Source organism: Pseudomonas sp. P108 (assembly GCF_032613195.1).
Classification (GTDB): Bacteria; Pseudomonadota; Gammaproteobacteria; order Pseudomonadales; family Pseudomonadaceae; genus Aquipseudomonas.
In genome coordinates this window covers 150,768-175,120 of the sequence record NZ_CP126691.1, presented here as the reverse complement: position 1 = coordinate 175,120, position 24,353 = coordinate 150,768, and the positions used below count along the sequence as shown (strand labels likewise).

Annotated in this window: 7 protein-coding genes; 1 reads left to right on the top strand and 6 read right to left on the bottom strand. The window is 61.3% G+C overall.

Going from position 1 to position 24,353, the window contains the following annotated elements; translation table 11 throughout:
• Positions 1-67: 67 nt before the first annotated feature.
• From QOM10_RS00740 to QOM10_RS00715, 6 genes are all read right to left on the bottom strand, one after another.
• Entirely contained in the window at positions 68-934 is an 867-nt protein-coding gene (locus QOM10_RS00740) for an ABC transporter permease (protein ID WP_122844384.1), read from the bottom strand.
• Positions 935-954: 20 nt separating this feature from the next.
• A complete protein-coding gene (locus tag QOM10_RS00735; RefSeq protein ID WP_127925367.1) occupies positions 955-1,815 on the bottom strand; it encodes an ABC transporter ATP-binding protein in 861 nt (286 codons plus the stop codon).
• Between the two features lie 22 nt (positions 1,816-1,837).
• Positions 1,838-2,734 carry a TauD/TfdA family dioxygenase gene (locus QOM10_RS00730; protein WP_316917409.1) on the bottom strand — a complete coding sequence of 299 codons (897 nt, stop codon included), beginning with the start codon at positions 2,732-2,734 and terminating at the stop codon, positions 1,838-1,840.
• A gap of 374 nt (positions 2,735-3,108) precedes the next feature.
• Complete coding sequence (locus QOM10_RS00725; RefSeq protein WP_007918311.1) at positions 3,109-4,476, bottom strand: HlyD family type I secretion periplasmic adaptor subunit; 1,368 nt, start codon at positions 4,474-4,476, stop codon at positions 3,109-3,111.
• On the bottom strand, positions 4,466-6,622 hold the full coding sequence (locus tag QOM10_RS00720; protein WP_127925365.1) for a type I secretion system permease/ATPase: 2,157 nt from the start codon (positions 6,620-6,622) through the stop codon (positions 4,466-4,468). Before QOM10_RS00720 ends, QOM10_RS00725 begins: the two co-directional genes overlap by 11 nt.
• A gap of 34 nt (positions 6,623-6,656) precedes the next feature.
• Positions 6,657-8,006 (bottom strand): TolC family outer membrane protein, encoded by a 1,350-nt coding sequence (locus QOM10_RS00715; protein WP_127925364.1) that lies wholly within the window; start codon positions 8,004-8,006, stop codon positions 6,657-6,659.
• 358 nt (positions 8,007-8,364) lie between these two features.
• On the opposite strand from QOM10_RS00715, the gene QOM10_RS00710 reads away from it, so the two are divergent.
• Complete coding sequence (locus tag QOM10_RS00710; RefSeq protein ID WP_316917408.1) at positions 8,365-24,303, top strand: retention module-containing protein; 15,939 nt, start codon at positions 8,365-8,367, stop codon at positions 24,301-24,303.
• Positions 24,304-24,353: the final 50 nt, after the last annotated feature.

Genomic DNA, 24,353 nt, shown 5'->3' with positions numbered 1-24,353 from the left:
TGTGCCCACAGGAGATCAAATGTGGGAGCGAGCCTGCTCGCGAAGGAGCCAGCCGTCACGCCAAAAATTACCGCTGCATCCCCCAACGCTTGACGGTCACCCGCTCCAGCGTATCGAACACCAGATTCTCCACCAGCAAGCCAATCAGAATCACCACCGCCAACCCGGCAAACACCTTGTCGGTGTACAGCTCATTGCGATTCTGAAAGATGTACCAACCCAGCCCACCCTTGCCACTGGTCGCGCCAAACACCAGCTCAGCGGCGATTAACGTGCGCCAGGCAAACGCCCAACCGATCTTCAACCCGGCGAGAATCGACGGCAGCGCCGCCGGAATCAGGATGAACAGCACCAGTCGCAAACCCTTCAGACCATAATTGCGCCCAGCCATGCGCAGGGTGTCCGAAACCCCGAGAAACCCGGCATAGGTGTTCAGCGCCAACGCCCACAACACCGAATGCACCAGCACGAAAATCAGGCTGTTCTGCCCCAGGCCAAACCACAGCAACGCCAGCGGCAACAGAGCAATCGCCGGCAGCGGGTTGAACATCGAGGTCATCGTACTCAGCAGATCGCGACCCAATTGCGTCGACACCGCCAGCGTGGTCAGGGCAAACGCCAGAACGATGCCGATCAGGTAGCCCTTGATCAGCACCACCAGCGATATCCACACCTTGGCCAACAACTCACCACTGAGCAGACCCTCGAACAGCGCGTGGCTGGTCTGCAGGAAACTCGGCAGCATCAAATCATTGTTCTGAATCCGCGCGACCACTTCCCACAGCACCGCCAGCACAATAAGGATCAGGCCTTTACGCAGCCAGCCCTGTTGCCACAGCCGCGTGCCGAGCGACAGTTCACGCTCGACCGGCACTTCGGTCAACGGCTCCAGCACAACTTCGAATTCTTCACGCACAGATGATGAATGGCTCATCGGGTAATCCTCCTGGCCGCTCAATAGGCGATGCGAATGTCGTTGAAGTCGTGGTCACGCTCGGTTTCCGGCGACTGGCCTTCGTCGAACAGCAGACGATGAATGCGCCGCGCCGACTCCTGAAACGCCACGCCACCCAAGCTGTGCAAGTCGTATTGATGGCTGTGCACTTCGGCGCGCACTCGGCCGGGATGCGGCGACAACAGCAGGATGCGATTGCCGACCACCAACGCCTCTTCAATCGAGTGGGTGACGAACAACAGGGTGAAACGCACTTCTTCCCAGAGCAGCAGCAACTCTTCCTGCATCTTGCGTCGGGTCAGTGCATCGAGCGCGGCGAACGGTTCGTCCATCAAGAGGATTTTCGGCTGCATCGCCAACGCCCGGGCAATCGCCACGCGCGCCTTCATGCCGCCGGACAAGGTATGCGGGTAGGCATCGGCAAACGCCGCCAGCCCAACCTTTTCCAGATAGTGCAGCGCGCGCTCTTCAGCTGCTTTTTTCTTCAGCGTTCGCGAAGCGAGCAGCGGAAACATCACGTTCTGTTTGACGGTTTTCCACGGTGGCAGTTGGTCGAATTCCTGAAACACCACAATCCGGTCCGGCCCCGGCGCGTCGACGCGCTGGCCTTGCAGGCGGATTTCACCTTCGCACGGCTGAATGAACCCGGCGACCGCTTTGAGCAAGGTGGATTTACCGCAACCGGACGGGCCGAGCAGCACGTAGCGATCGGCCGGATCAATTTCAAAACTGACTTGGTGGGTGGCACGCACCACGCGTTGCGGCGTGCGGTATTCGAGGCTGACATGATCGACCGCCAGCAACGCGTCGCTGCGGGCGATCGGGTTGCTGGCCGCGTGGCCTGGCAAGGGAGCGTTCATTTTTTGATCAATCTCCGGCGAATCAGAAAGGCGCGTCGCCCTGAATGGTCGTGCGATACAGCTTGCGGCGCAGGTGCGCAGGGCAACCGGCGGCGAGATGGATCAGCGAGCGGTTGTCCCAGAACACCAGGTCGTGGGGCTGCCACTGATGGCGGTAGATGTTTTGCGGCAGCACGCTGTGGGCATAGAGCTCGCTCAGCAGTTGCTGGCTCTCGTCTTCCGGCAGGCCGACGATGCGCGTGGTGAAACCTTCGCTGACGAACAGCGCCTTGCGTCCGTTCTCCGGGTGCGTACGCACCACCGGATGCACCACTTCGGCGACCTGAGCCAGTTGCTCCGGGGTCAAGGTCGGGCGCCAGTTGCCTTCGAATTTGGTTTCGCTGTAACGCGCCGTGTAGGAGTGCGCGGCACTGCGGCCTTCGACCGCTTTGCGCAACGCTTCGGGCAAGTTGTCCCAGGCTTTGTGCATATCGGCGAACAGCGTGTCGCCGCCCTCGGACGGCAGTTCTTGCGCGTGAAGCATCGAGCCAAGGCTTGGCAGCTCTTTATAGGAGAGGTCGGAGTGCCAGAACTTGCCGGCATCGCCGAGGCCGATGTTCTGGCCGTTTTCGACGATGTTGGAAACGATGAGGATTTCCGGGTGGTTGGCCAACAGGAATTGCTTGAGCACATGGATCTGCAACACGCCGAAGCGGCGGCTGAAGTCGATCTGTTGCTGCGGGGTGATTTGCTGGTCGCGGAACACCACGACGTGGTGATCCAGGTGCGCGCAGTGAATGCGCGCGAAGTCCTGATCATTGATCGGCCGGGTGAGGTCGAGGCCGATGATTTCGGCGCCGACGGCACCGCTGAACGGGCGGATTTCAAAGGATTGCGGCGCGGCGGTCGCGGCGCTTGGGGAAGCAGTAGCTGCGGACATCTTTCCATCTCCCACGCACGGCGCGCTCACGGGCGCGCTCGTCGATCAGACACTCACGCTGGATTGCGTGTTGGTTCAGGTCGTGCGGCGCGCCGATTGGTCGGCAGGTACGCAGGGGGATGACTTTATAGCTATAAGAACTGGAGATTAAATACCTTTATTGAATAACGATATGGCGATTGGTGAGGAATGGACTGAGTGGTGAGTGACGGTTTTTGTCACTTACTGACAGTAAGGTGGTGATTTTGCTGACGCCTTCGCGAGCAGGCTCGCTCCCACAGTCGATTTTCAGTGGACACAACTTCTGTGTTCAAAAGAAATCCAAATGTGGGAGCGAGCCTGCTCGCGAAGAGGCCGTCAGCAGCGACGAAGATCTAGCGCTCGTGCAACGCCTCGGCTCGCGCGCGGATGATCGGCTTGAGCAAATAACTCAACACCGACTTCTTGCCGGTAATGATATCCACCGACGCAACCATCCCCGGGATGATCAGCAACGGCTTTTCATCGGTACCCAAGTGGCTACGCTCAGTGCGCACCTTGATGATGTAGTACGTGGTTTTCTTGTCTTCGTCGGTGATGGTGTCGGCACCGATCTGCTCAAGCTTGGCTTTGAGCCCGCCGTAGATGGTGTAGTCGTAGGCAGTGAATTTCACGATCGCTTCCTGCCCCGGGTGCAGGAAGGCGATGTCCTGCGGACGGATCTTCGCTTCGACGAGCAAGGTGTCGTCCAGCGGTACGATTTCGACCATGTCGCTGCCCGGCTGGATCACGCCGCCGATGGTGTTGACCAGCAGCTTGTTGACGATGCCGCGCACCGGCGATGTCACCAGCGTGCGGCTGACGCGGTCTTCCAGCGCTTTGCCGGTGGCGCTGGCCTTGTTCAGGTCGGTGCGTGCTTCGTTGAGTTGGGTCAGCGCTTCGCTGCGGAATTTGCCACGGGTTTCATCAATTTTGCGCTGCACTTCCTTAATCGCCGATTCAGCGCGCGGAATGGCCAGCGTCGTGGCATCGAGCTGACCACGGGTTTCCACCTCGGCACGCTTCAGACGCAAGACCTCCACCGGGGACACCGCGCCCTGCGCCACCAGCGGCTCGGACATGTTGATTTCCTGACGCTGCAAGCCGAGCTGCTGACGATACTGCGCTTGCTTGGAGGCGAATTCGCGCAGCTCTTGCTGACGCTGAATCAACTGCTCCTGCAAACCACCGATCTCGTCGTGCAACTGCTGACGGCGGCTGATGTACAGCGACTCTTCGCTTTTCGCCTGACCCGGAACAGCCTTGAGCACGTCCTCGGGGAAATTCAGCGGACGGTCGTCGACCTCTGCGCTGAGACGCTCAACGCGCAGCAGCATCGACAGACGATCGGCCTCGGTTTCGCCGACGTTGGAGGCGAATCGCGTGTCGTCGAGACGAATCAACGGTGCGCCGGCTTCGACGATCTGGCCTTCCTTGACGAACAGTTCAGAGATGATCCCGCCCTCAAGGTTCTGGATTTTCTGGATCTTCGACGACGGAATCGCTTTGCCGTCGCCCTTGGTCACTTCGTCGATCACGGCGAAGTTGGCCCACAGCAGCAGAAAGATAAAGAAGCCGATGATCGCCCAGATGGTCAGGCGCACGACGCGCGGGGCGTCTTCGATCAGCGCTTTGTTGACCTCCGGCAGCGGCTGGCCCTGCAACGATGCCGAGCCTTTGAAGTAGCGACGGATCGAATCCTTGAAACCCGACTTAAGCAACACTGATCTGCCCCTTCTTCAACGCTTCCATCACGGCGGCTTTCGGGCCATCGGCGAGAATTTGTCCACGATCGATCACCAGCAGACGATCGACCAGCGACAACAGTGAAGCCCGGTGCGTGACCAGCACCACGGTCTTGTTTTCAATCACGGCGGCGAGGCGTTGCTTGAGGCGTTCTTCACCGGTGTTGTCCATCGCACTGGTCGGCTCGTCCATCAGCAGGATCGGTGGATTGAGCAACAGCGCCCGGGCCAGCGCGACGTTCTGCCGTTGGCCACCGGAGAGGTTCTGCCCGCGTTCGCCGACTTGCAGCTCGTAGCCTTGCGGGTGCAGACGGGCGAATTCGTGGACGCCGGCCAGTTCGGCCGCCTGCAGGACAAGCTCGTCTTCTACATAGCGTGCGCCAGAGACGAGGTTGTCACGCAGGGTGCCGGCCAGCAGTTGGATGTCTTGCGGCACGTAGCCGATGTTGTAGCGCAACTCGCTGACGTCGATCTGGCGGATATCCACACCGTCGACCAGCAACGCACCGTCGTCCGGCTGATACAGGCCGACCAGCAGTTTCGCCAGCGAACTCTTGCCCGAGCCGCTGCGACCGATGATGCCGATTTTCTCGCCGGGGCGGATCACCAGATTGATGTTCTTCAGCGCCGGGTTCTGTTGTTCCGGGTAGGTGAAGTTGAGCTGGCGGCATTCGATCGCGCCCTGCAAAACCTTGCGGCTCAACGGGCGCTCTTCGAAGTTGCGCTCTTGCGGCAGCTCCATCATCTGGTCGACCGAAGTCATGGTTACCCGTGCCTGCTGATAACGGGTCAACAGACCGGACAGCGAGGCCAGCGGACTGAGGGCGCGGCCGCTAAGCATGTAGCAGGCAATCAGACCACCCATGCTCAGGTTGCCGGCAATGATCTGGTAGACGCCGAAGACGATCATGATCACCCCGGCCAGTTGCTGGATCAGCAGGGTGATGTTCATCGCCAGGCCGGAGAGCATTTTCACCCGCAGTTCGAGGCGACTGAGGGTGCCGATGGTCTGCTCCCACTGGTACTGACGTTCGCTTTCGGCGTTGTTGACCTTGACCGCGTCGAGGCCGGCGAGGGTTTCGATCAGGCTCGACTGGCGCTCGGCACCGAGGGCCATGGTGCGTTCCATGGTGGCCACCAGCGGCTTCTGCAAGGCGTAGCCGATCAGCAACGCAATCGGGAACGCCAGCACCGGAATCCACACCAGATGCCCGCCTAGAATGGCGATGACGATGAAGATGAGGATGGTGAACGGCAGGTCGATCAGGCTGGTCAGGGTCAGCGAGGCAAGGAAGTCGCGCAGGCTCTGAAACTCGTGGATGTTCTGCGCAAAGCTGCCGACCCGCGCCGGGCGGTATTTCATCGACATGCCGACGATGCGTTCGAACAGCGTCGCCGAGATGATCAGGTCGGTTTTCTTCCCGGCCAGATCCAGGCACAGACTGCGCAGGCTCTTGAGGATCAGGTCAAAGAGGTAGGCGCCGGTGATGCCCAGCGCCAACACCCACAGGGTCGCTTCGGCCTGGTTCGGCACCACGCGGTCGTAGACGTTCATCACGAACAGCGGCGCGGCCATGGCGATGATGTTGATCAGGAAACTCGCGGCGATCGCATCGGCATACAGCCAGCGCGAACGCTTGAGGGTGTCGCGGAACCACGAGCGTGCACGCGGAATCAGCGTGCCGTGATTGACGTCGAATTTGTGTTGCGGCTGAGCGAAGAAGACTTTGCCGGTGTAATCGTCGGCGAGCAGTTCGCGACTGACGATGGACTCGCCGCCGTCGGTTTCGCTGAGCAGCACCCGCGCTTCGTTGTCGCCCTGCCAGCCGAGCAGGACGGCGCTGCGGCCATCCTTGAGCAGCAGCAAGGCCGGCATGGCGATCGCCGGAATTTCTTCCAGTTTGCGTTGCAGCACCCGACCTTGCAGGCCGGCGCGAGCCGCCGCACGGGGCAGCAACTCGACACTCAGGCGTTGTTTGGGCAGCGGCAGGCCGGTGGTCAGCATCGCCGCGCTGGCGGGTTTCTGATGAAGCATGCAAAGGGCGAGCAGTCCGTCCAGTAAAGGATCGTCGTGCAACGCGCGTGGATCATGACTGAGTTGAACTCGACTGACTTCTGATTCCACGCTCGACACTCTTTGACAGTTGAAAAGGGATAACTCAATTCATCCCAGGCAGCTGGACCTTGGGCTTCACGTCGTTTTGCACAACGGATGCCAACGGTGCGACCACTCCCTGGCTTCTGAGCAACTCGCCCATGGTCGCCTTGATTCGGTACTGAGTAAATAACTGAATGTTTTTGATTTCAGCCAGACGCCGCGAAGCGGTGAACAACTCGTTTTCGCTGTCGAGCAAATCCAGCAAGGTACGTTCGCCAAGGCTGAACTGACGTTGGTAAGCGGTGCGCACCGAGGTGCTGTGGTCGACGTATTGCTGCGCGATCGGCACCTGCGCGTTGGCGTTGTTCAAGGCGTTCCAGGCCAGACCGAGTTCTTCGTTCAACTGACGCAAAGCGTTGTTGCGGATGTCCAGCGCCTGGTTCGACAGGTACGACTTGGATTCCAGATCGGCCTTGTTGCTGCCACCGGAATAGAGGTTGAAGCGCATGCGCAGCATCGCCTGCCACTCGTTGTTGTGACCGTTCTGGCCGTCGAGATCGTTGTCGGCAGTGCGGCCCAGTTCGGCGTCGAAACGTGGGTAGAAGGTCGACTTGGCGGTTTCGTACTGCTTCTCGGCAGCGGCGATGTCGGATTCGGCCGAACGCAGGATCGGGCTGTTTTCCAGCATCTGCTGGCGCGCTTCATTGAGGTTGGCCGGCATCATCGCCATGAACGGCGCCGGACGCTCGAGTTGATCGGGCATCTGGCCGACGGCGCTGAGGAAGTTGGTTTCCGAGTCGGCCAGATTGGTCTGCTCGGTGATCAGGTTGTTGCGGGCCTGGGCCATCCGCGCTTCGGCCTGATCGAGGTCGGCACCGCTGCCGACGCCACGCTGGGTGCGCAGCTGGATCTGGTCGTAGATGCGCTGGTGGCTCTTGAGGTTTTCTTCGGCCAGACGCACGAATTCGCGGCGGGTCAGCACGTCCAGGTAAACCTGGGCGACGGTCAGCGCGGTGCGCTCGGAAGTACCGAGCAGCGAGTAAGCGCGGGAGTTGACGGTGGCTTGTTGACGCCCGACTTCGCTGGACGTCGCAAAACCGTCAAAGACCATTTGCGAGAGACGTAAACTTGACTCGCTACGATTCAGGGTTTCGTAGTGGTTACCGGAATTGGCGCGGGTGGTGACGCTGTCGGTGCCTTCACGGCCATAACCGCCGAGCAGATCGACCTTGGGCAGGTATCCACCTTTCGCCGCTCTTAATTGATAATCCGCGGCCAAACGACTATTTACCCCTGCCTGGATTTCCGGATGGACATCCAATGCCTGCTGCATGGCTTCTGGTAAGGATTGTGCTTGTACAAAAGAGGCGGCGAGAGCGAAGGGTACAGCCAGAAACAGGGGCGAACGCATGGTAGGAATTTCCCAGAACTTCTTGTCTTGAATCACAGCAAAACGTGGCGCTGCGTCGGATGATGGCAACCAGATTGACCGTATGTCGGAAAGTTCAAAACAAGAACTGGATCACACGCTGAAGGACAGGTCGCCGCGGAAATATCAATGTGACATTAGTGGGACGATTGTTTAGGATGGCACCCAGAAGGTCAATAGTTTGGCATAAAGTTAATAGCGAAAGAATCTAGCCAAAATATTGACGAAAACATGCGTCAAACTTGTTTCGCAAATTTTTAAAGTACGTCCAGACTGAATCGGCGCCCATGCCCTCAGGTCCATGGAAGTCAACTGAACGTGACACCCCGGAGAGTCTTCAATGAGCAGTGTTGTTGCCATCGTCAAAAGCATTGTCGGTCAGGTATTCGTGGTGTCCCCAGAGGGCGTGCGTCGCGTACTCGTTGAAGGCGATCGCCTGTTTGTCGGCGACCAGATCGACACCGGTCTCTCCGGCGCCGTGTCGCTTGAATTGGCAGATGGCCGCACCCTCGATCTGGGCCGTGAAACTCAGTGGAGCGCCACCGCCCCCGACTCCAGCACTGACCTGGCAGAAGCCACCGCGCAGGCTGCGCCGTCAGTAGCCGAACTGCAGCAAGCCATTGCCGCCGGTGTCGACCCGACCACCGCGCTTGACGCCACCGCTGCCGGCCCGAGCGCCGCAGGTACGGGCGGTGCTGCTGGTGGCGGCCACAGCTTCGTCATGCTCGACGCCACCGCTGGTCGTGTTGACCCAACCATTGGTTTCCCGACCGCAGGCATCAACGCTGCCGGTCAAGCTGCGCAGAACATCACCGGCGGCCAGACCACCGATACCACCACCAATGCTCTGCGTGAGTCGACCCTGAGCCTTAGCGCCACGCCGAGCATCACCGAGGCCGGCGGCGTGCTGGTGTACACCGCGACCCTGACCCAGGCGCCGCTGACCGACCTGACCATCACCCTGTCCAACGGCGCGGTGATTGTGATTCCGGCAGGTGCAACCACCGGCACGGTCAACGTGCCGCTGGCGCCGAACGACACCGTCTATAACGACCCGACGCAGATCGACGTGACCGTCACCGGCACCACCGGCGGCAACGGCATCACTGTGACGACGCCGACCAACCCGGCCACGACCCAGGTCACTGACACCATCGACACCACGACCGTCACCCTGACGGCCGGGCCGAGTGTCACCGAAGGCGGGCAGATCACCTACACCGCGACCCTGACCAATCCGGCACAAACCCCGGTGACCGTCACCCTGTCGAACGGCTCGACCATCACCATCGGCGCCGGCCAGACCACCGGCACTGTCAACGTGCCGACCCCGGCCAACGACGTCTATAACAACGGCAGTACCGTCACCACCACGATTACCGGTGCGACTGGCGGCAACTTCGAAAACCTGGTGCCGAACCCGACACCGGCGGTGACCACCATCACCGATTCGATCGACACCACTAACCTGACCCTGACTGCCACCGGCACAGTGGTCGAGGGCGGTCAGATCACCTACACCGCGACCCTGACCAACCCGGCGCAAACCCCGGTGACCGTCACTCTGTCGAACGGCTCGACCATTACCATTGACGCCGGCCAAACCACCGGCACCGTCAACGTGCCGACGGCGGCCAATGACGTCTACAACAATGGCGGCACCGTCAGCACCACTATTACCGGCGCTTCCGGCGGCAACTTTGAAAGCCTGGTGCCAAACACCACACCCGCGACCACCACCGTTACCGATTCGATCGACACCACCAGCGTCAGCCTCACCGCCACCGGTACCGTCGTCGAAGGTGGCCAGATCACTTACACCGCGACGCTGACCAACGCCGCGCAAACCCCGGTGACGATCACCCTGTCGAACGGCTCGACCATCACCATTGAAGCCGGCAAGACCACCGGCTCCGTCAACGTGCCAACCGCGGCCAACGACGTTTACAACAATGGCAGCACCGTCAGCACCACGATTACCGGCGCAACCGGTGGCAACTTCGAAAACCTGGTGCCAAACACCACGCCAGCGACCACCACAATTACCGATTCGATCGACACCACCAATCTGTCGTTGTCAGCGACCGGCAGCGTTGCTGAAGGCGGCTCGATCGTTTACACCGCGACCCTGACCAACCCGGCCGGCACACCAGTCACCGTGACCCTGAGCAACGGCTCGGTGATCACCATCGAGGCGGGCAAAACCACTGGCACCGTGACCGTTCCGGCGCCTGCGGATGATGTCTATAAAGACTCCGGCAAAGTCGAAGTCACGATCAAGGATGCGACGGGCGGCAACTTCGAGAATCTGCTGCCGAGCACTGTCCCGGCCGTGACCGAAGTGACCGACACCATCGACACCTCGACCGTGAAACTGACGGCTGATACCTCGGTTGCTGAAGGTGGCACCGTCACTTACACCGCCACCGTCGGTGCGCCGGTGACCGGTTCGCCTGTCGTGGTAACCCTGGCCAACGGTCAGAGCATCACCATCGAAGTCGGTAAAACCACCGGCACCGTGACCACTACCGCCCCTAACGATGCGTTGACCGGCAATGCGCCGCTGACCAATTCGATCACTGGCGTTTCGGGTGGCAATTACGAAGATCTGGTTGCCGACAAGACCCCGGTTTCGACCAGCGTTACCGATGTCGCCGACACCACCAACCTGTCGCTGAGCGCGACCGGCTCTGTGGCTGAAGGCGGCCAGATCACTTACACCGCGACCTTGACCAACGCCGCAGGTTCGCCTGTCACCGTAACCCTGTCGAACGGTTCGGTGATCACTATCGAAGCCGGCAAAACCACTGGCACCGTGACCGTCGCAGCACCCGCCGATGACGTCTACAAAGACGCCGGTAAGGTCGAAGTGACCATCCAGGACGCTACCGGCGGCAATTTCGAGAACCTCGTTCCGAGCACCGTTCCAGCCGTCACCGACGTGACCGATACTGTCGACACCACCACGGTCAAGCTGACCGCCACCGAGTCGGCGGCTGAAGGTGGCACTGTCACGTATACCGCCACTGTTGGCGCGCCGGTGACCGGTTCGCCTGTTGTCGTGACCCTGGCCAATGGTCAGAACATCACCATCGAAGTCGGCAAAACCACCGGCACCGTGACCACCACTGCACCGAATGACGCGTTGACCGGCCAAGCGCCGATCACCAACGCGATCACGGGCGTGAGCGGCGGCAATTACGAAGACCTCGTCGCCGACAAAACCCCGGTCAGCACCACCGTGACTGACACCACCGACACCACCAGCCTGACGCTCAGCGCAACAGGCACCGTGGCTGAAGGCGGTCAGATCACTTACACCGCGACCCTGACCAACGCCGCAGGCTCGCCTGTTACCGTGACCCTGTCGAACGGTTCGGTGATCACCATTGAAGCCGGTAAAACCACCGGCACCGTGACCGTCGCTGCACCCGCCGATGACGTCTATAAAGACGCCGCCAAAGTCGAAGTCACCATCAAGGACGCCACGGGCGGCAATTTCGAGAATCTGGTGCCGAGCACCGTTCCGGCCGTCACCGACGTGACCGATACCGTCGACACCACCACCGTCAAACTGACCGCCACCGAGACTGCCGCTGAAGGTGGCACCGTTACCTACACCGCGACTGTCGGCGCGCCAGTGACCGGTTCGCCAGTGATCGTGACGTTGGCCAACGGCCAAACCATCACTATCGGTGTTGGCCAGACCGAGGGCACCGCAACCACCGTAGCGCCAAACGATGCGTTGAACGGCCACACCCCGCTGAGCAACGCAATCACTGATGTGAGCGGCGGTAACTACGAGAATCTGGTCGCCGACAAAAACCCGGTTTCGACCACTGTCACTGACACCGTCGACACCACCAACCTGTCGCTGACTGCGACCGGCACCGTGGCGGAAGGCGGTTCGATCGTTTACACCGCGACGCTGACCAACCCGGCCGGCACGCCAGTGACCGTTACCTTGAGCAACGGCTCGGTGATCACCATCGAAGCCGGTAAAACCACCGGCACCGTGACGGTTCCTGCGCCAGCAGATGACGTCTACAAAGACGCCGGCAAGGTCGAAGTCACGATCAAGGACGCCACTGGCGGCAACTTCGAGAACCTCGTTCCGAGCACCACCCCAGCCGTAACCGACGTCACTGACACCGTCGACACCACCAGCGTCAAACTCACCGCGACCGAGTCGGCGGCTGAGGGTGGCAGCGTGATTTACACCGCAACCGTCGGCGCGCCAGTGACCGGTTCGCCTGTGGTCGTGACCCTGGCTAACGGTCAGACCATCACCATTGGCGTAGGCCAGACCACCGGCACCGCGACCACCACCGCACCGAACGATGCATTGACCGGCCACGCGCCGATCACCAATGCGATCACTGATGTGAGCGGCGGTAACTACGAGAATCTGGTCGCCGACAAAACCCCGGTTTCGACCACTGTTACTGACACCGTCGACACCACCAACCTGTCGCTGACTGCGACCGGCACCGTGGCGGAAGGCGGGTCGATCGTTTACACCGCGACGCTGACCAATCCGGCTGGCACGCCAGTGACCGTGACGTTGAGCAACGGTTCGGTGATCACCATTGAAGCCGGCAAAACCACCGGCACTGTCTCCGTTCCAGCTCCGGCCGATGACGTCTACAAAGACGCCGGCAAGGTCGAAGTGACCATCAAGGACGCCACTGGCGGCAACTTCGAGAACCTCGTTCCGAGCACCACCCCAGCCGTAACCGACGTCACTGACACCATCGACACCTCGACGGTCAAACTGACCGCTACCGAGTCGACGGCTGAAGGTGGCACCGTTACCTACACCGCTACCGTGGGCGCGCCAGTCGCCGGTTCACCTGTCGTCGTGACCTTGGCCAACGGCCAGAACATCACCATCGAAGTCGGCAAAACCACCGGCACCGTGACCACCACCGCACCGAACGATGCGCTGACTGGCCATGCACCGTTGATCAATGCGATCACCGACGTTTCCGGCGGCAATTACGAAAACCTCGTGGCTGACAAAACCCCGGTCAGCACCACCGTCACCGACACCACTGATACCACCAACCTGTCGCTGAGCGCGACGGGAACTGTGGCTGAAGGCGGCCAGATCACCTACACCGCGACCCTGACCAATGCCGCTGGCAGCCCGGTCACCGTGACCCTGAGCAACGGCTCGGTGATCACCATCGAGGCAGGCAAGACCACCGGCACCGTGACCGTTCCGGCGCCTGCCGATGATGTCTATAAAGACTCAGGCAAAGTCGAAGTCACCATCAAAGACGCCACGGGCGGCAACTTCGAGAATCTGGTGCCGAGCACTGTCCCGGCCGTGACCGAAGTGACTGACACCATCGACACCTCGACCGTGAAGCTGACGGCCGACACCACTGTGGCCGAAGGTGGCACTGTCACCTATACCGCCACTGTCGGCGCGCCGGTCACCGGTTCGCCGGTCGTGGTGACCCTGGCCAATGGTCAGAGCATCACCATCGAAGTCGGCAAGACCACTGGCACCGTGACCTTCACCGCGCCGAACGATGCGTTGACCGGTCAGGCGTCGCTGGGTAATTCGATCACGGGTGTGAGCGGCGGCAACTACGAAAACCTGGTGGCTGACAAGACCCCGGTTTCGACTACGGTCACTGACACCGTCGACACCACTGACCTGTCGCTCAGCGCCACCAACTCGGTCGCCGAGGGCGGTTCGATCATCTACACCGCGACGCTGACCAACCCGGCTGGCTCGCCGGTGACTGTGACCCTGTCGAACGGCTCGGTCATTACCATCGAGGCCGGTAAAACCACTGGCACCGTGACTGTCGCTGCGCCAGCCGATGACGTCTACAAAGACGCCGGCAAAGTCGAAGTCACCATCAAGGACGCCACCGGCGGCGACTTCGAGAATCTGGTACCGAGCACTGTCCCGGCCGTGACCGAAGTCACTGATACCGTCGACACTACCACCGTCAAACTGACCGCCACCGAGTCTGCGGCTGAAGGTGGCACCGTCACCTACACCGCCACGGTCGGTGCGCCAGTCACTGGCTCGCCAGTTGTGGTGACCCTGGCCAACGGTCAGAACATCACCATCGAAGTGGGTAAAACCACCGGCACCGTGACCACCACTGCGCCGAACGATGCGTTGAACGGCCACACCCCGCTGACCAATGCGATCACTGATGTGAGCGGCGGTAACTACGAGAATCTGGTGGCCGACAAGACCCCGGTTTCGACCACTGTTACTGACACCGTCGACACCACCAACCTGTCGCTTTCTGCGACTGGCACCGTGGCTGAAGGCGGTTCGATTGTTTACACCGCAACCCTGACCAACCCGGCCGGCACGCCGGTAACCGTGACCCTGTCGAACGGCTCGGTGATCACCATCGAGGCCGGCAAAACCACCGGCACCGTGACGGTTCCTGCGCCAGCCGATGACGTCTACAAAGACGCCGGCAAGGTCGAAGTGACCATCAAGGACGCCACTGGCGGCAACTTCGAGAACCTGGTGCCGAGCACCACGCCAGCCGTTACCGACGTCACTGATACCATCGACACTTCGACGGTCAAACTGACCGCCACCGAGTCTGCGGATGAAGGTGGCACCGTCACCTACACCGCCACGGTCGGTGCGCCAGTCACTGGCTCGCCAGTTGTGGTGACCCTGGCCAACGGTCAGAACATCACCATCGAAGTCGGTAAAACCACGGGCACCGTGACCACCACCGCGCCAAACGATGCGTTGACTGGCCACGCTCCGCTGACCAACGCGATCACTGACGTTTCCGGCGGCAATTACGAAAACCTCGTGGCCGACAAAACCCCGGTCAGCACCACCGTCACTGACACTGTCGACACCACCAACCTGTCGCTGAGCGCCACCGGTTCGGTGAACGAAGGCGGTCAGATCACTTACACCGCGACCCTGACCAATGCCGCTGGCTCGCCGGTCACCGTGACCCTGTCGAACGGTGCTGTGATCACCATCGACGCCGGCAAAACCACTGGCACTGTCACCGTCGACGCACCGAAAGACGACGTTTACAAAGACGCCGGCACTGTTGAAGCGACCATCAAGGGAGCGACCGGTGGCGACTTCGAAAACCTGGTCACCAGCACAGCGCCGGCCGTCACCACCGTCAACGACACCATCGACACCTCCACCGTGTCACTGACTGCCACGGCGAACGTCGCCGAAGGCGAAACCGTGGTCTACACCGCGACCGTGACCGCGCCAGTGACTGGTTCGCCGGTTGTCGTAACTCTGTCCAACGGCCAGACCATCACCATTGCCGTCGGTGAAACCACCGGCTCGGTGAACTTCGTTGCGCCGAACAGCCCATTGGCCGGCGGCAGCTCGCTGAGCGTGACCATCGACGGCGCCACTGGCGGCAATTACGAAAAACTCGCGGTCGACGGCAAGTCCGCCGACACCGCAGTGTCGGACACCAACGACACCACCAACCTCAACCTGACCGCGACCGACTCGGTGGCTGAAGGCGGTTCGATCGTTTACACCGCGACGCTGACCAACCCGGCCGGCACGCCGGTAACCGTGACCCTGAGCAACGGTTCGGTGATCACCATCGAAGCCGGTAAAACCACGGGTACCGTGACCGTTCCAGCGCCTGCCGATGACGTCTACAAAGACGCCGGCAAAGTCGAAGTGACCATCAAGGATGCTACCGGCGGCAACTTCGAGAATCTGGTGCCGAGCACCGTGCCGGCCGTGACCAACGTCACCGACACCATCGACACCACTACCGTCAAACTCACCGCGACCGAATCGGCGGCTGAGGGCGGCAGCGTGACTTACACCGCAACCGTCGGCGCGCCAGTGACCGGTTCGCCTGTGGTCGTGACCCTCGCTAACGGTCAGACCATCACCATCGGCGTCGGCCAGACCACCGGCACCGCGACCACCACCGCGCCAAACGACGCATTGACCGGCCACGCGCCGATCACCAATGCGATCACTGAGGTCAGCGGCGGAAACTTCGAAAACCTGGTGGCGGACAAGACGCCGGTTTCGACCAATGTCACCGACACCGTCGACACCACCAATCTGTCGCTGACGGCGACCGGCACCGTTGCGGAAGGTGGTTCGATCATCTACACCGCGACCCTGACCAATGCAGCTGGCAGCCCGGTCACCGTGACCCTGTCGAATGGTGCGGTGATTACCATCGAAGCCGGCAAAACCACTGGCACCGTGTCCGTTCCAGCGCCAGCCGATGACGTCTACAAAGACGCGGGCAAGGTTGAAGCGACGATCTCCACCGCTACCGGTGGCAACTTCGAAAACCTGGTGCCGAGCACCGTTCCGGCCGTGACCGAAGTCACCGACACCATCGATACCTCGACCGTCAAACTGACGGCTGATACGTCGGTCGCTGAAGGCGGCACCGTCACTTACACCGCCACTGTGGGCGCACCAGTCACCGGTTCGCCGGTCACCGTGACGCTGGCCAATGGTCAGAACATCACCATCGAAGTCGGTAAAACCACTGGCACCGTGACCTTCACCGCGCCGAACGATGCGCTGACCGGGCACGCGCCGATCACCAACGCGATCACGGGTGTCACTGGCGGCAACTACGAAAATCTCGTGGCCGACAAGACACCGGTCAGCACCACCGTGACCGACACCGTCGACACCACCAACCTGTCGCTCAGCGCGACCGGTTCTGTGGCTGAGGGCGGCTCGATCATCTACACCGCGACATTGACCAACGCAGCTGGCTCGCCAGTCACCGTGACCCTGTCGAACGGTGCGGTGATTACCATCGAAGCCGGCAAAACCACTGGCACCGTGTCCGTTCCAGCGCCAGCCGATGACGTCTACAAAGACGCGGGCAAGGTTGAAGCGACGATCTCCACCGCTACCGGTGGCAACTTCGAAAACCTGGTGCCGAGCGCTGTTCCGGCCGTGACCGAGGTCACCGATACCATCGACACCTCGACCGTCAAACTCACGGCTGATACGTCGGTCGCTGAAGGCGGCACCGTCACTTACACCGCCACTGTCGGCGCGCCAGTAACCGGTTCGCCGGTTGTCGTGACCTTGGCCAACGGCCAGAACATCACCATCGAAGTTGGCAAAACCACCGGCACCGTGACCACCACCGCACCGAACGATGCGCTGACCGGTCAGGCGCCACTGACCAACTCGATCACCGGTGTAACCGGCGGCAACTACGAAAATCTGGTGGCCGACAAGACCCCGGTTTCAACCACGGTCACCGATACCGTCGACACCACTAACCTGTCGCTGAGCGCGACGGGTTCGGTTGCTGAAGGTGGTTCGATCATCTACACCGCAACGCTGACCAACGCGGCTGGCTCGCCAGTCACCGTGACCCTGTCGAACGGCGCCGTGATCACCATTGAGGCGGGTAAAACCACTGGCACCGTCACCGTCGCTGCGCCGGCGGATGACGTTTACAAAGATGCAGGCAAAGTCGAAGCAACCATTTCGACCGCGACCGGTGGCAACTTCGAGAACCTGGTGCCAAGCACCGTGCCGGCCGTAACCAATGTCACCGACACCATCGACACCACCACCGTAAAACTCACCGCCACCGAGTCGACAGCTGAGGGTGGCAACGTCACCTACACCGCGACTGTCGGCGCGCCAGTCACCGGCTCGCCGGTTGTCGTAACCTTGGCCAACGGTCAAACGATCACCATCGGCGTTGGCCAGACCACCGGTACCGCGACCACCACGGCACCAAACGACGCATTGACTGGCCACGCTCCGCTGACCAACGCGATCACTGACGTAACAGGTGGCAACTTCGAGAACCTGGTGGCCGACAAGACCCCGGTATCGACCAATGTTACCGACACCGTCGACACGACCAATCTGTCACTCAGCGCTACCAATTCGGTCGCTGAAGGTGGTTCGATCGTTTACACCGCGACCCTGACCAACGCCGCTGGTTCACCAGTGACCGTGACCCTGTCCAACGGCGCGGTGATCACCATCGACGCCGGCAAAACCAGCGGCACCGTAAGCGTTCCGGCCCCGGCTGACGACGTCTACAAAGACGCCGGCACCGTGCAAGCGACCATCAGCACCGCCACCGGTGGCAACTTCGAAAACCTGGTGCCGAGCACTGTTCCCGCCGTCACCAGCGTTACCGACACCATCGACACCACCACCGTGAAACTGACGGCCACCGAGTCGGCGGCTGAGGGTGGCAACGTTGTCTACACCGCTACCGTAGGCGCGCCGGTTACCGGCTCGCCAGTTGTCGTGACTTTGGCCAATGGTCAAACCATCACCATCGGTGTAGGCCAGACCACGGGCACCGCAACCACCGCAGCGCCAAACGATGCATTGACTGGTCATGCACCACTGACCAACGCGATCACCAACGTGACCGGCGGCAACTACGAAAATCTCGTGGCCGACAAGACCCCGGTCAGCACCAACGTGACCGACACTGTCGACACCACCAACCTGTCGCTCAGTGCGACCGGTTCTGTGGCTGAAGGCGGTTCGATTGTTTACACCGCCACGCTGACCAACGCCGCTGGTTCGCCAGTGACCGTAACCTTGTCAAACGGCGCCGTAATCACCATCGACGCCGGAAAAACCAGCGGCACCGTGACCGTTCCAGCACCTGCAGACGACGTTTACAAAGACGCTGGCACCGTGCAGGCCACGATCAGCACCGCCACCGGTGGCAACTTCGAAAATCTGGTGCCGAGCACGACTCCGGCTATTACCAGCGTCACCGATACCATCGACACCACCACGGTGAAACTGACCGCGACCGCCACTGCCGCTGAAGGCGGTAACGTCGTCTACACCGCAACTGTCGGCGCGCCAGTGACTGGCTCGCCAGTCGTGGTCACCCTGTCGAACGGTCAGACCATCACCATTGGTGTTGGCCAGACCACCGGCACCGCGACCACTACCGCGCCTAACGACGTATTGACCGGTCATGCACCGCTGACAAACGCGATCACCAACGTGACCGGCGGTAACTTCGAAAACCTCGTGGCTGACAAAACGCCGGTCAGCACTACCGTGACCGACACTGTCGACACCACCAACCTGTCGCTCAGTGCGACCGGTTCTGTGGCTGAAGGCGGCTCGATCGTTTACACCGCGACGTTGACCAACGCCGCTGGCTCGCCAGTGACCGTAACTCTGAGCAACGGCTCGGTGATCACCATCGACGCCGGTAAAACCACTGGCACCGTAACCGTTCCAGCGCCAGCCGATGACGTTTACAAAGACGCCGGCACCGTGCAGGCGACGATCAGCACCGCCACCGGTGGCAACTTCGAAAACCTGGTACCGAGTACGACGCCGGCCATCACCAGCGTCACCGACACCATCGACACCACCACCGTGAAACTGACGGCAACCGCTACCGCAGCCGAAGGTGGCAACGTCGTCTACACCGCTACCGTTGGTGCGCCGGTCACCGGTTCGCCAGTTGTCGTGACGCTGGCCAACGGTCAGACCATCACCATCGGTGTTGGCCAGACCACTGGCACCGCAACCACCGCAGCGCCAAACGATGCATTGACTGGTCATGCACCACTGACCAACTCGATCACCAACGTGACCGGTGGCAACTACGAGAATCTGGTGGCCGACAAGACCCCGGTTTCGACTACCGTCACCGACACCGTCGACACCACCAACCTGTCGCTGTCCGCGACCGGCACCGTGGCCGAAGGCGGCCAGATCACTTACACCGCGACCCTGACCAACGCCGCAGGCTCCCCAGTCACCGTGACCCTGAGCAACGGCTCGGTGATCACCATCGACGCCGGCAAAACCAGCGGCACCGTAACCGTTCCAGCGCCAGCCGATGACGTCTACAAAGACGCCGGCAACGTTCAGGCAACGATCAAAACCGCCACTGGGGGCAGCTTCGAGAACCTGGTGACCAGCACCACGCCAGCCGTGACCAGCGTCACCGACACCATCGACACCACCACCGTGAAACTGACCGCCACCGGTACAGCGGCTGAAGGCGGCAACGTCGTCTACACCGCCACGGTTGGCGCACCGGTAACCGGTTCGCCAGTCGTCGTGACCCTGGCCAACGGTCAGACCATCACCATCGGCATCGGCCAGACCACGGGCACCGCGACCACCACTGCGCCTAATGACGCATTGACTGGTCACGCGCCGCTGACCAATTCGATTACCAACGTCACGGGCGGCAACTACGAGAATCTGGTGGCCGACAAGACCCCGGTTTCGACTACCGTCACCGACACCGTCGACACCACCAACCTGTCGCTGTCCGCGACCGGCACCGTGGCCGAAGGTGGCCAGATCACCTACACCGCGACCCTGACCAACGCCGCTGGCTCGCCAGTCACCGTAACCCTGAGCAACGGCTCGGTAATCACCATCGACGCGGGCAAAACCACCGGCACCGTGACCGTCCCGGCTCCGGCTGACGACGTCTACAAAGACGCCGGCACCGTGCAGGCAACCATCACTGGCACCAGCGGCGGCGGCTTCGAAAATCTGGTGACCAACAACACGCCAGCCGTGACCAACGTCACCGACACGGTCGATACCACCACCGTCAGCATCACTGGCAGCAGCTCGGTGACCGAAGGCCAGACGGCCAGCTACACCGTCAGCCTGAACCACCCGGCGCAAACCGAAGTGACCCTGAAAATCGTCTACAGCGGTACCGCCGCCGACGGTTCTGATTTCACCGGCGTGTACACCGTGAAGATTCCGGCAGGTGCGAGCAGCGCGCAGTTCAACGTCGCCACCATCGATGACAAGATCACCGAAGGCACCGAGAACTTCGTGGTCAAGATCGATTCCGCCACCGGCGGCAACTTCGAGAACCTCGCGGTCAGCAGCACCAATGGCAGCGTCAGCACCTCGATCATCGACAACGATGCGCCACCCGTGCTCGACCTGGATGCCAACAACTCCAGCGGCGCCACCGGTGCCGACTACAAGGTGACCTTCACCGAAAACACCCCGGGCGCGGGCGTGTCGATTGCCGACACCGATATCAGCATCACCGACCCGGACAGCACCATGCTCACCGGTGCCACTGTGGTTCTGACCAACCGTCAGGACGGCGATGCGCTGAATCTGGGCAACAGCGTCAACGGCATCACCATCAATGCCAACAGCACCAACGGCACCGTCACGCTGACGCTGTCCGGTAACGCGACGCTGGCCGACTACATGCAGGCCATCAAGAACATCAGCTTCACCAACGGCAGTGAAAACCCGAGCACCGTGCCACGGATCATCACCGTGACCGTGACCGATGGCGGCAACTACTCCAACACCGCGACCACCACGGTCAACGTGGTGGCGGTCAACGACGCACCGGTCGCTGCACCGAGCAATGTCACCGGCACCGAAGACACGCCGCTGGTACTCGGCTGGTCGACTTTCGGTGTGACCGACGTCGACAGCCCGGCCAGCAGCCTCGGCATCAAAATCACCCAACTGCCGGGCGAAGGCAAACTGCAGTATCTGGACGGTTCGACCTGGAAAGACGTCGCCAACAACCAGACCTTCAGCAAGGCTGACATCGACGCGGGCAAGCTGCGCTTCCTGCCGGATGCCAACGAGTCTGGCGTCAATGGTTACGGTGGCAGCGGTCTGGGCAACAACCAAGCGGACTATGCGCAGATCAAGTTCCAGCCAACCGACGGCCAGTTGCTGGGCAACACCGGCACCGTGAAAATCGACATCACGCCAGTGGCGGATGCGCCGACCGTGAGCGTGGCCGACAACAGCGTGAAGTCCACCGGCCTGATCAAGGAAGTCTGGACTGGTCTCTCGGGTCTGGGCACCAACGGCAATGGCGCGGATTCGACCACGTTGAAAAACGTCATCGACGGCGCCGGGAAACCGAACTCCAGTGGCTCGGTCACCAATGTGCAGTCCGACGGTAGCGTTGCGGCGGGCACGGCATCGAAGACGTCAGGCCTGATTTATCTGGAAGCCGGCAAGACCTACACCTTCAGCGGTATTGCCGATGACAGTTTGCTGATCACGATCGGCGGCAAGAGTGTGGCTTCGGGGACCTGGGGCGCGGGCGGCGCCATCAATGGCTCGTTCACCCCGACCACCAGCGGCTACTACACCCTGGACATCTACCACCACAACCAGAGCGGCCCGGGCAGCTACGACGTCAACCTGTCGGTCAACGGCAGCACGCCAATCGACCTGAGCAGCGCCGGCGTGCCGATCTACACCGGCGTGCAGGATCTGATCAATTCGGGCGTGACCGTCTCCGATCTGCACGGCAGCAACGGCGAAGGCTATTACGACGGCTACAAACTCAACACCGGCGCCGAAGGCACCACGGTGAAACTCTCGGCGATCACCACCGCCCTGACCGACACCGACGGCTCGGAAACCCTGAGCGTGAAGATCAGCGGCGCACCGGTCGGCTCGGTGCTCAGCGATGGCGCGGGTCATACCTTCACCGTCACCGCCAGCAGCGGCGACGCCAACGTCACCGGCTGGAACCTCGGCAGCCTGACCGTAACGCCACCGCCGTACTACAACGGCCAGTTCAACCTGACCGTGACCTCGACCTCCACCGAGATGGTCGGCGGCTCGGCCAGCAGCACCGCGACCATTCCGGTCACCGTGGTGCCGGCGGTCTACAACGCGGTCGTGGCAACCTCGGGCGACGACACTGTCACCGGCACCGATGGCAACGACATCATCGTCGCCGACATCGGTGGCCTGACCGTGGTGCCGGGCACCAACTACAACATCGCGTTCATGGTCGACAGCTCCGGCAGCATGAGCAGTTCGTCGCTCAACGCGGCCAAAGACTCACTGACCTCGGTGTTCAACAGCCTCAAGCAGAGCCTGGGCGGCAGCAACTCGGGCACGGTGAACATTTTCCTCGTCGACTTCGATACCCAGGTCAACAAGTCGGTGTCGGTGAACCTCAACGACCCGAACGCGCTGACCCAGCTCAAAGCGGTACTGGATTCGATGGCGTCCGGTGGCGGCACCAACTACGAGGATGTGTTCAAGACCACGGCCAACTGGTTCCAGAGCGCTGACGCGGTGGCCAACACCGGGGCGAAGAACCTCACGTACTTCATCACCGATGGCCAGCCGACCTACTACCAGAGCGGCGAGCAGACCAACCCGACGCTGTACGGCAACGTGAAGCTCGACGATGTGGTGAAAACCAGCAATTACAAGCCGGGCGACACCTTCAGCACCTACATCGACAATACCCACGCGTTGACGATCAACAGCGCCGGCACCGTGACCCTGCAAACCTACAATTCGTGGTGGGGCTGGAGCAGCTCTAATCTGGGCACCATCCACGCGCAGGGCGACGGCACCTATGAGTTGTCGAGTCTGGCGGGGACCGGTAACAGCACCAACTCGTCAACGACCAGTAACTCGACCAGTGGCTTTGCCTTGCTCAGCGGTCTGTCGAACGTCGAGGCTATCGGTCTGAACAACGATGTCAGCCTCAACGATCTGAAGCCTTACGACTCGGACAAAACGCCGCAGACCAACATCGATCCGAAGGACCTGGCCAACTCGATCATCGGCCACACCGAAGCGACGATGCCGGGCAACGACACCGTCAGCGGTGGCGACGGCAACGACATCCTGTTCGGCGATCTGGTCAGCTTCAACGGCATTGCCGGTGAGGGTTATCAGGCGATGCAGGCGTTCGTGGCCAAGGAAACCGGGGTTGACGTCAGCAAAGTCACCACCAGCAACGTGCACCAGTACATCACCGAGCACTATCAGGCGTTCGATGTGTCCGGCGCGCATGACGGTAACGACACGCTGTTGGGTGGCGCGGGCAATGACATCCTCTTCGGTTCGGGCGGCAACGACTGGCTCGATGGCGGCAAAGGCAATGACATCCTCCTCGGCGGCACTGGCAACGACACGCTGATCGGCGGTCAGGGCAACGACATCCTGATCGGTGGTTCGGGTGCCGACACCTTCGTCTGGAAGGCGGGCGATACCGGTAACGACGTGATCAAGGACTTCAAGGCCAGTGAAGGTGACCGTATCGATCTGCGCGATCTGTTGCAGGGCGAGACCGGCAGCACCATCGATAACTTCCTGAAGATCACCACGGTCGATGGCACGTCGTCGCTGCAAGTCAGCTCGGCGGGCAAGTTCAACTCCGGCGACGCTGCGGCGGCAACCCCGGACGTGACGATCAAACTGGAAGGCAATAACTGGTCGAGCGCCAACATTCACAACCTGATTGCCGGCAGCGACCCGACGATCAAAGTCGACCACAACAACAGCTGATACGTGAACAAAAACGGCCGCCCTTCTGGGGCGGCCGTCACGTTTGCGCT

Coding starts and splice junctions, on each gene's coding strand:
- QOM10_RS00710 (WP_316917408.1), top strand. CDS start 8,365: ATGAGCAGTGTTGTTGCCATCGTCAAAAGCATTGTCGGTCAGGTATTC.
- QOM10_RS00740 (WP_122844384.1), bottom strand. CDS start 934: ATGAGCCATTCATCATCTGTGCGTGAAGAATTCGAAGTTGTGCTGGAG.
- QOM10_RS00715 (WP_127925364.1), bottom strand. CDS start 8,006: ATGCGTTCGCCCCTGTTTCTGGCTGTACCCTTCGCTCTCGCCGCCTCT.
- QOM10_RS00730 (WP_316917409.1), bottom strand. CDS start 2,734: ATGTCCGCAGCTACTGCTTCCCCAAGCGCCGCGACCGCCGCGCCGCAA.
- QOM10_RS00735 (WP_127925367.1), bottom strand. CDS start 1,815: ATGAACGCTCCCTTGCCAGGCCACGCGGCCAGCAACCCGATCGCCCGC.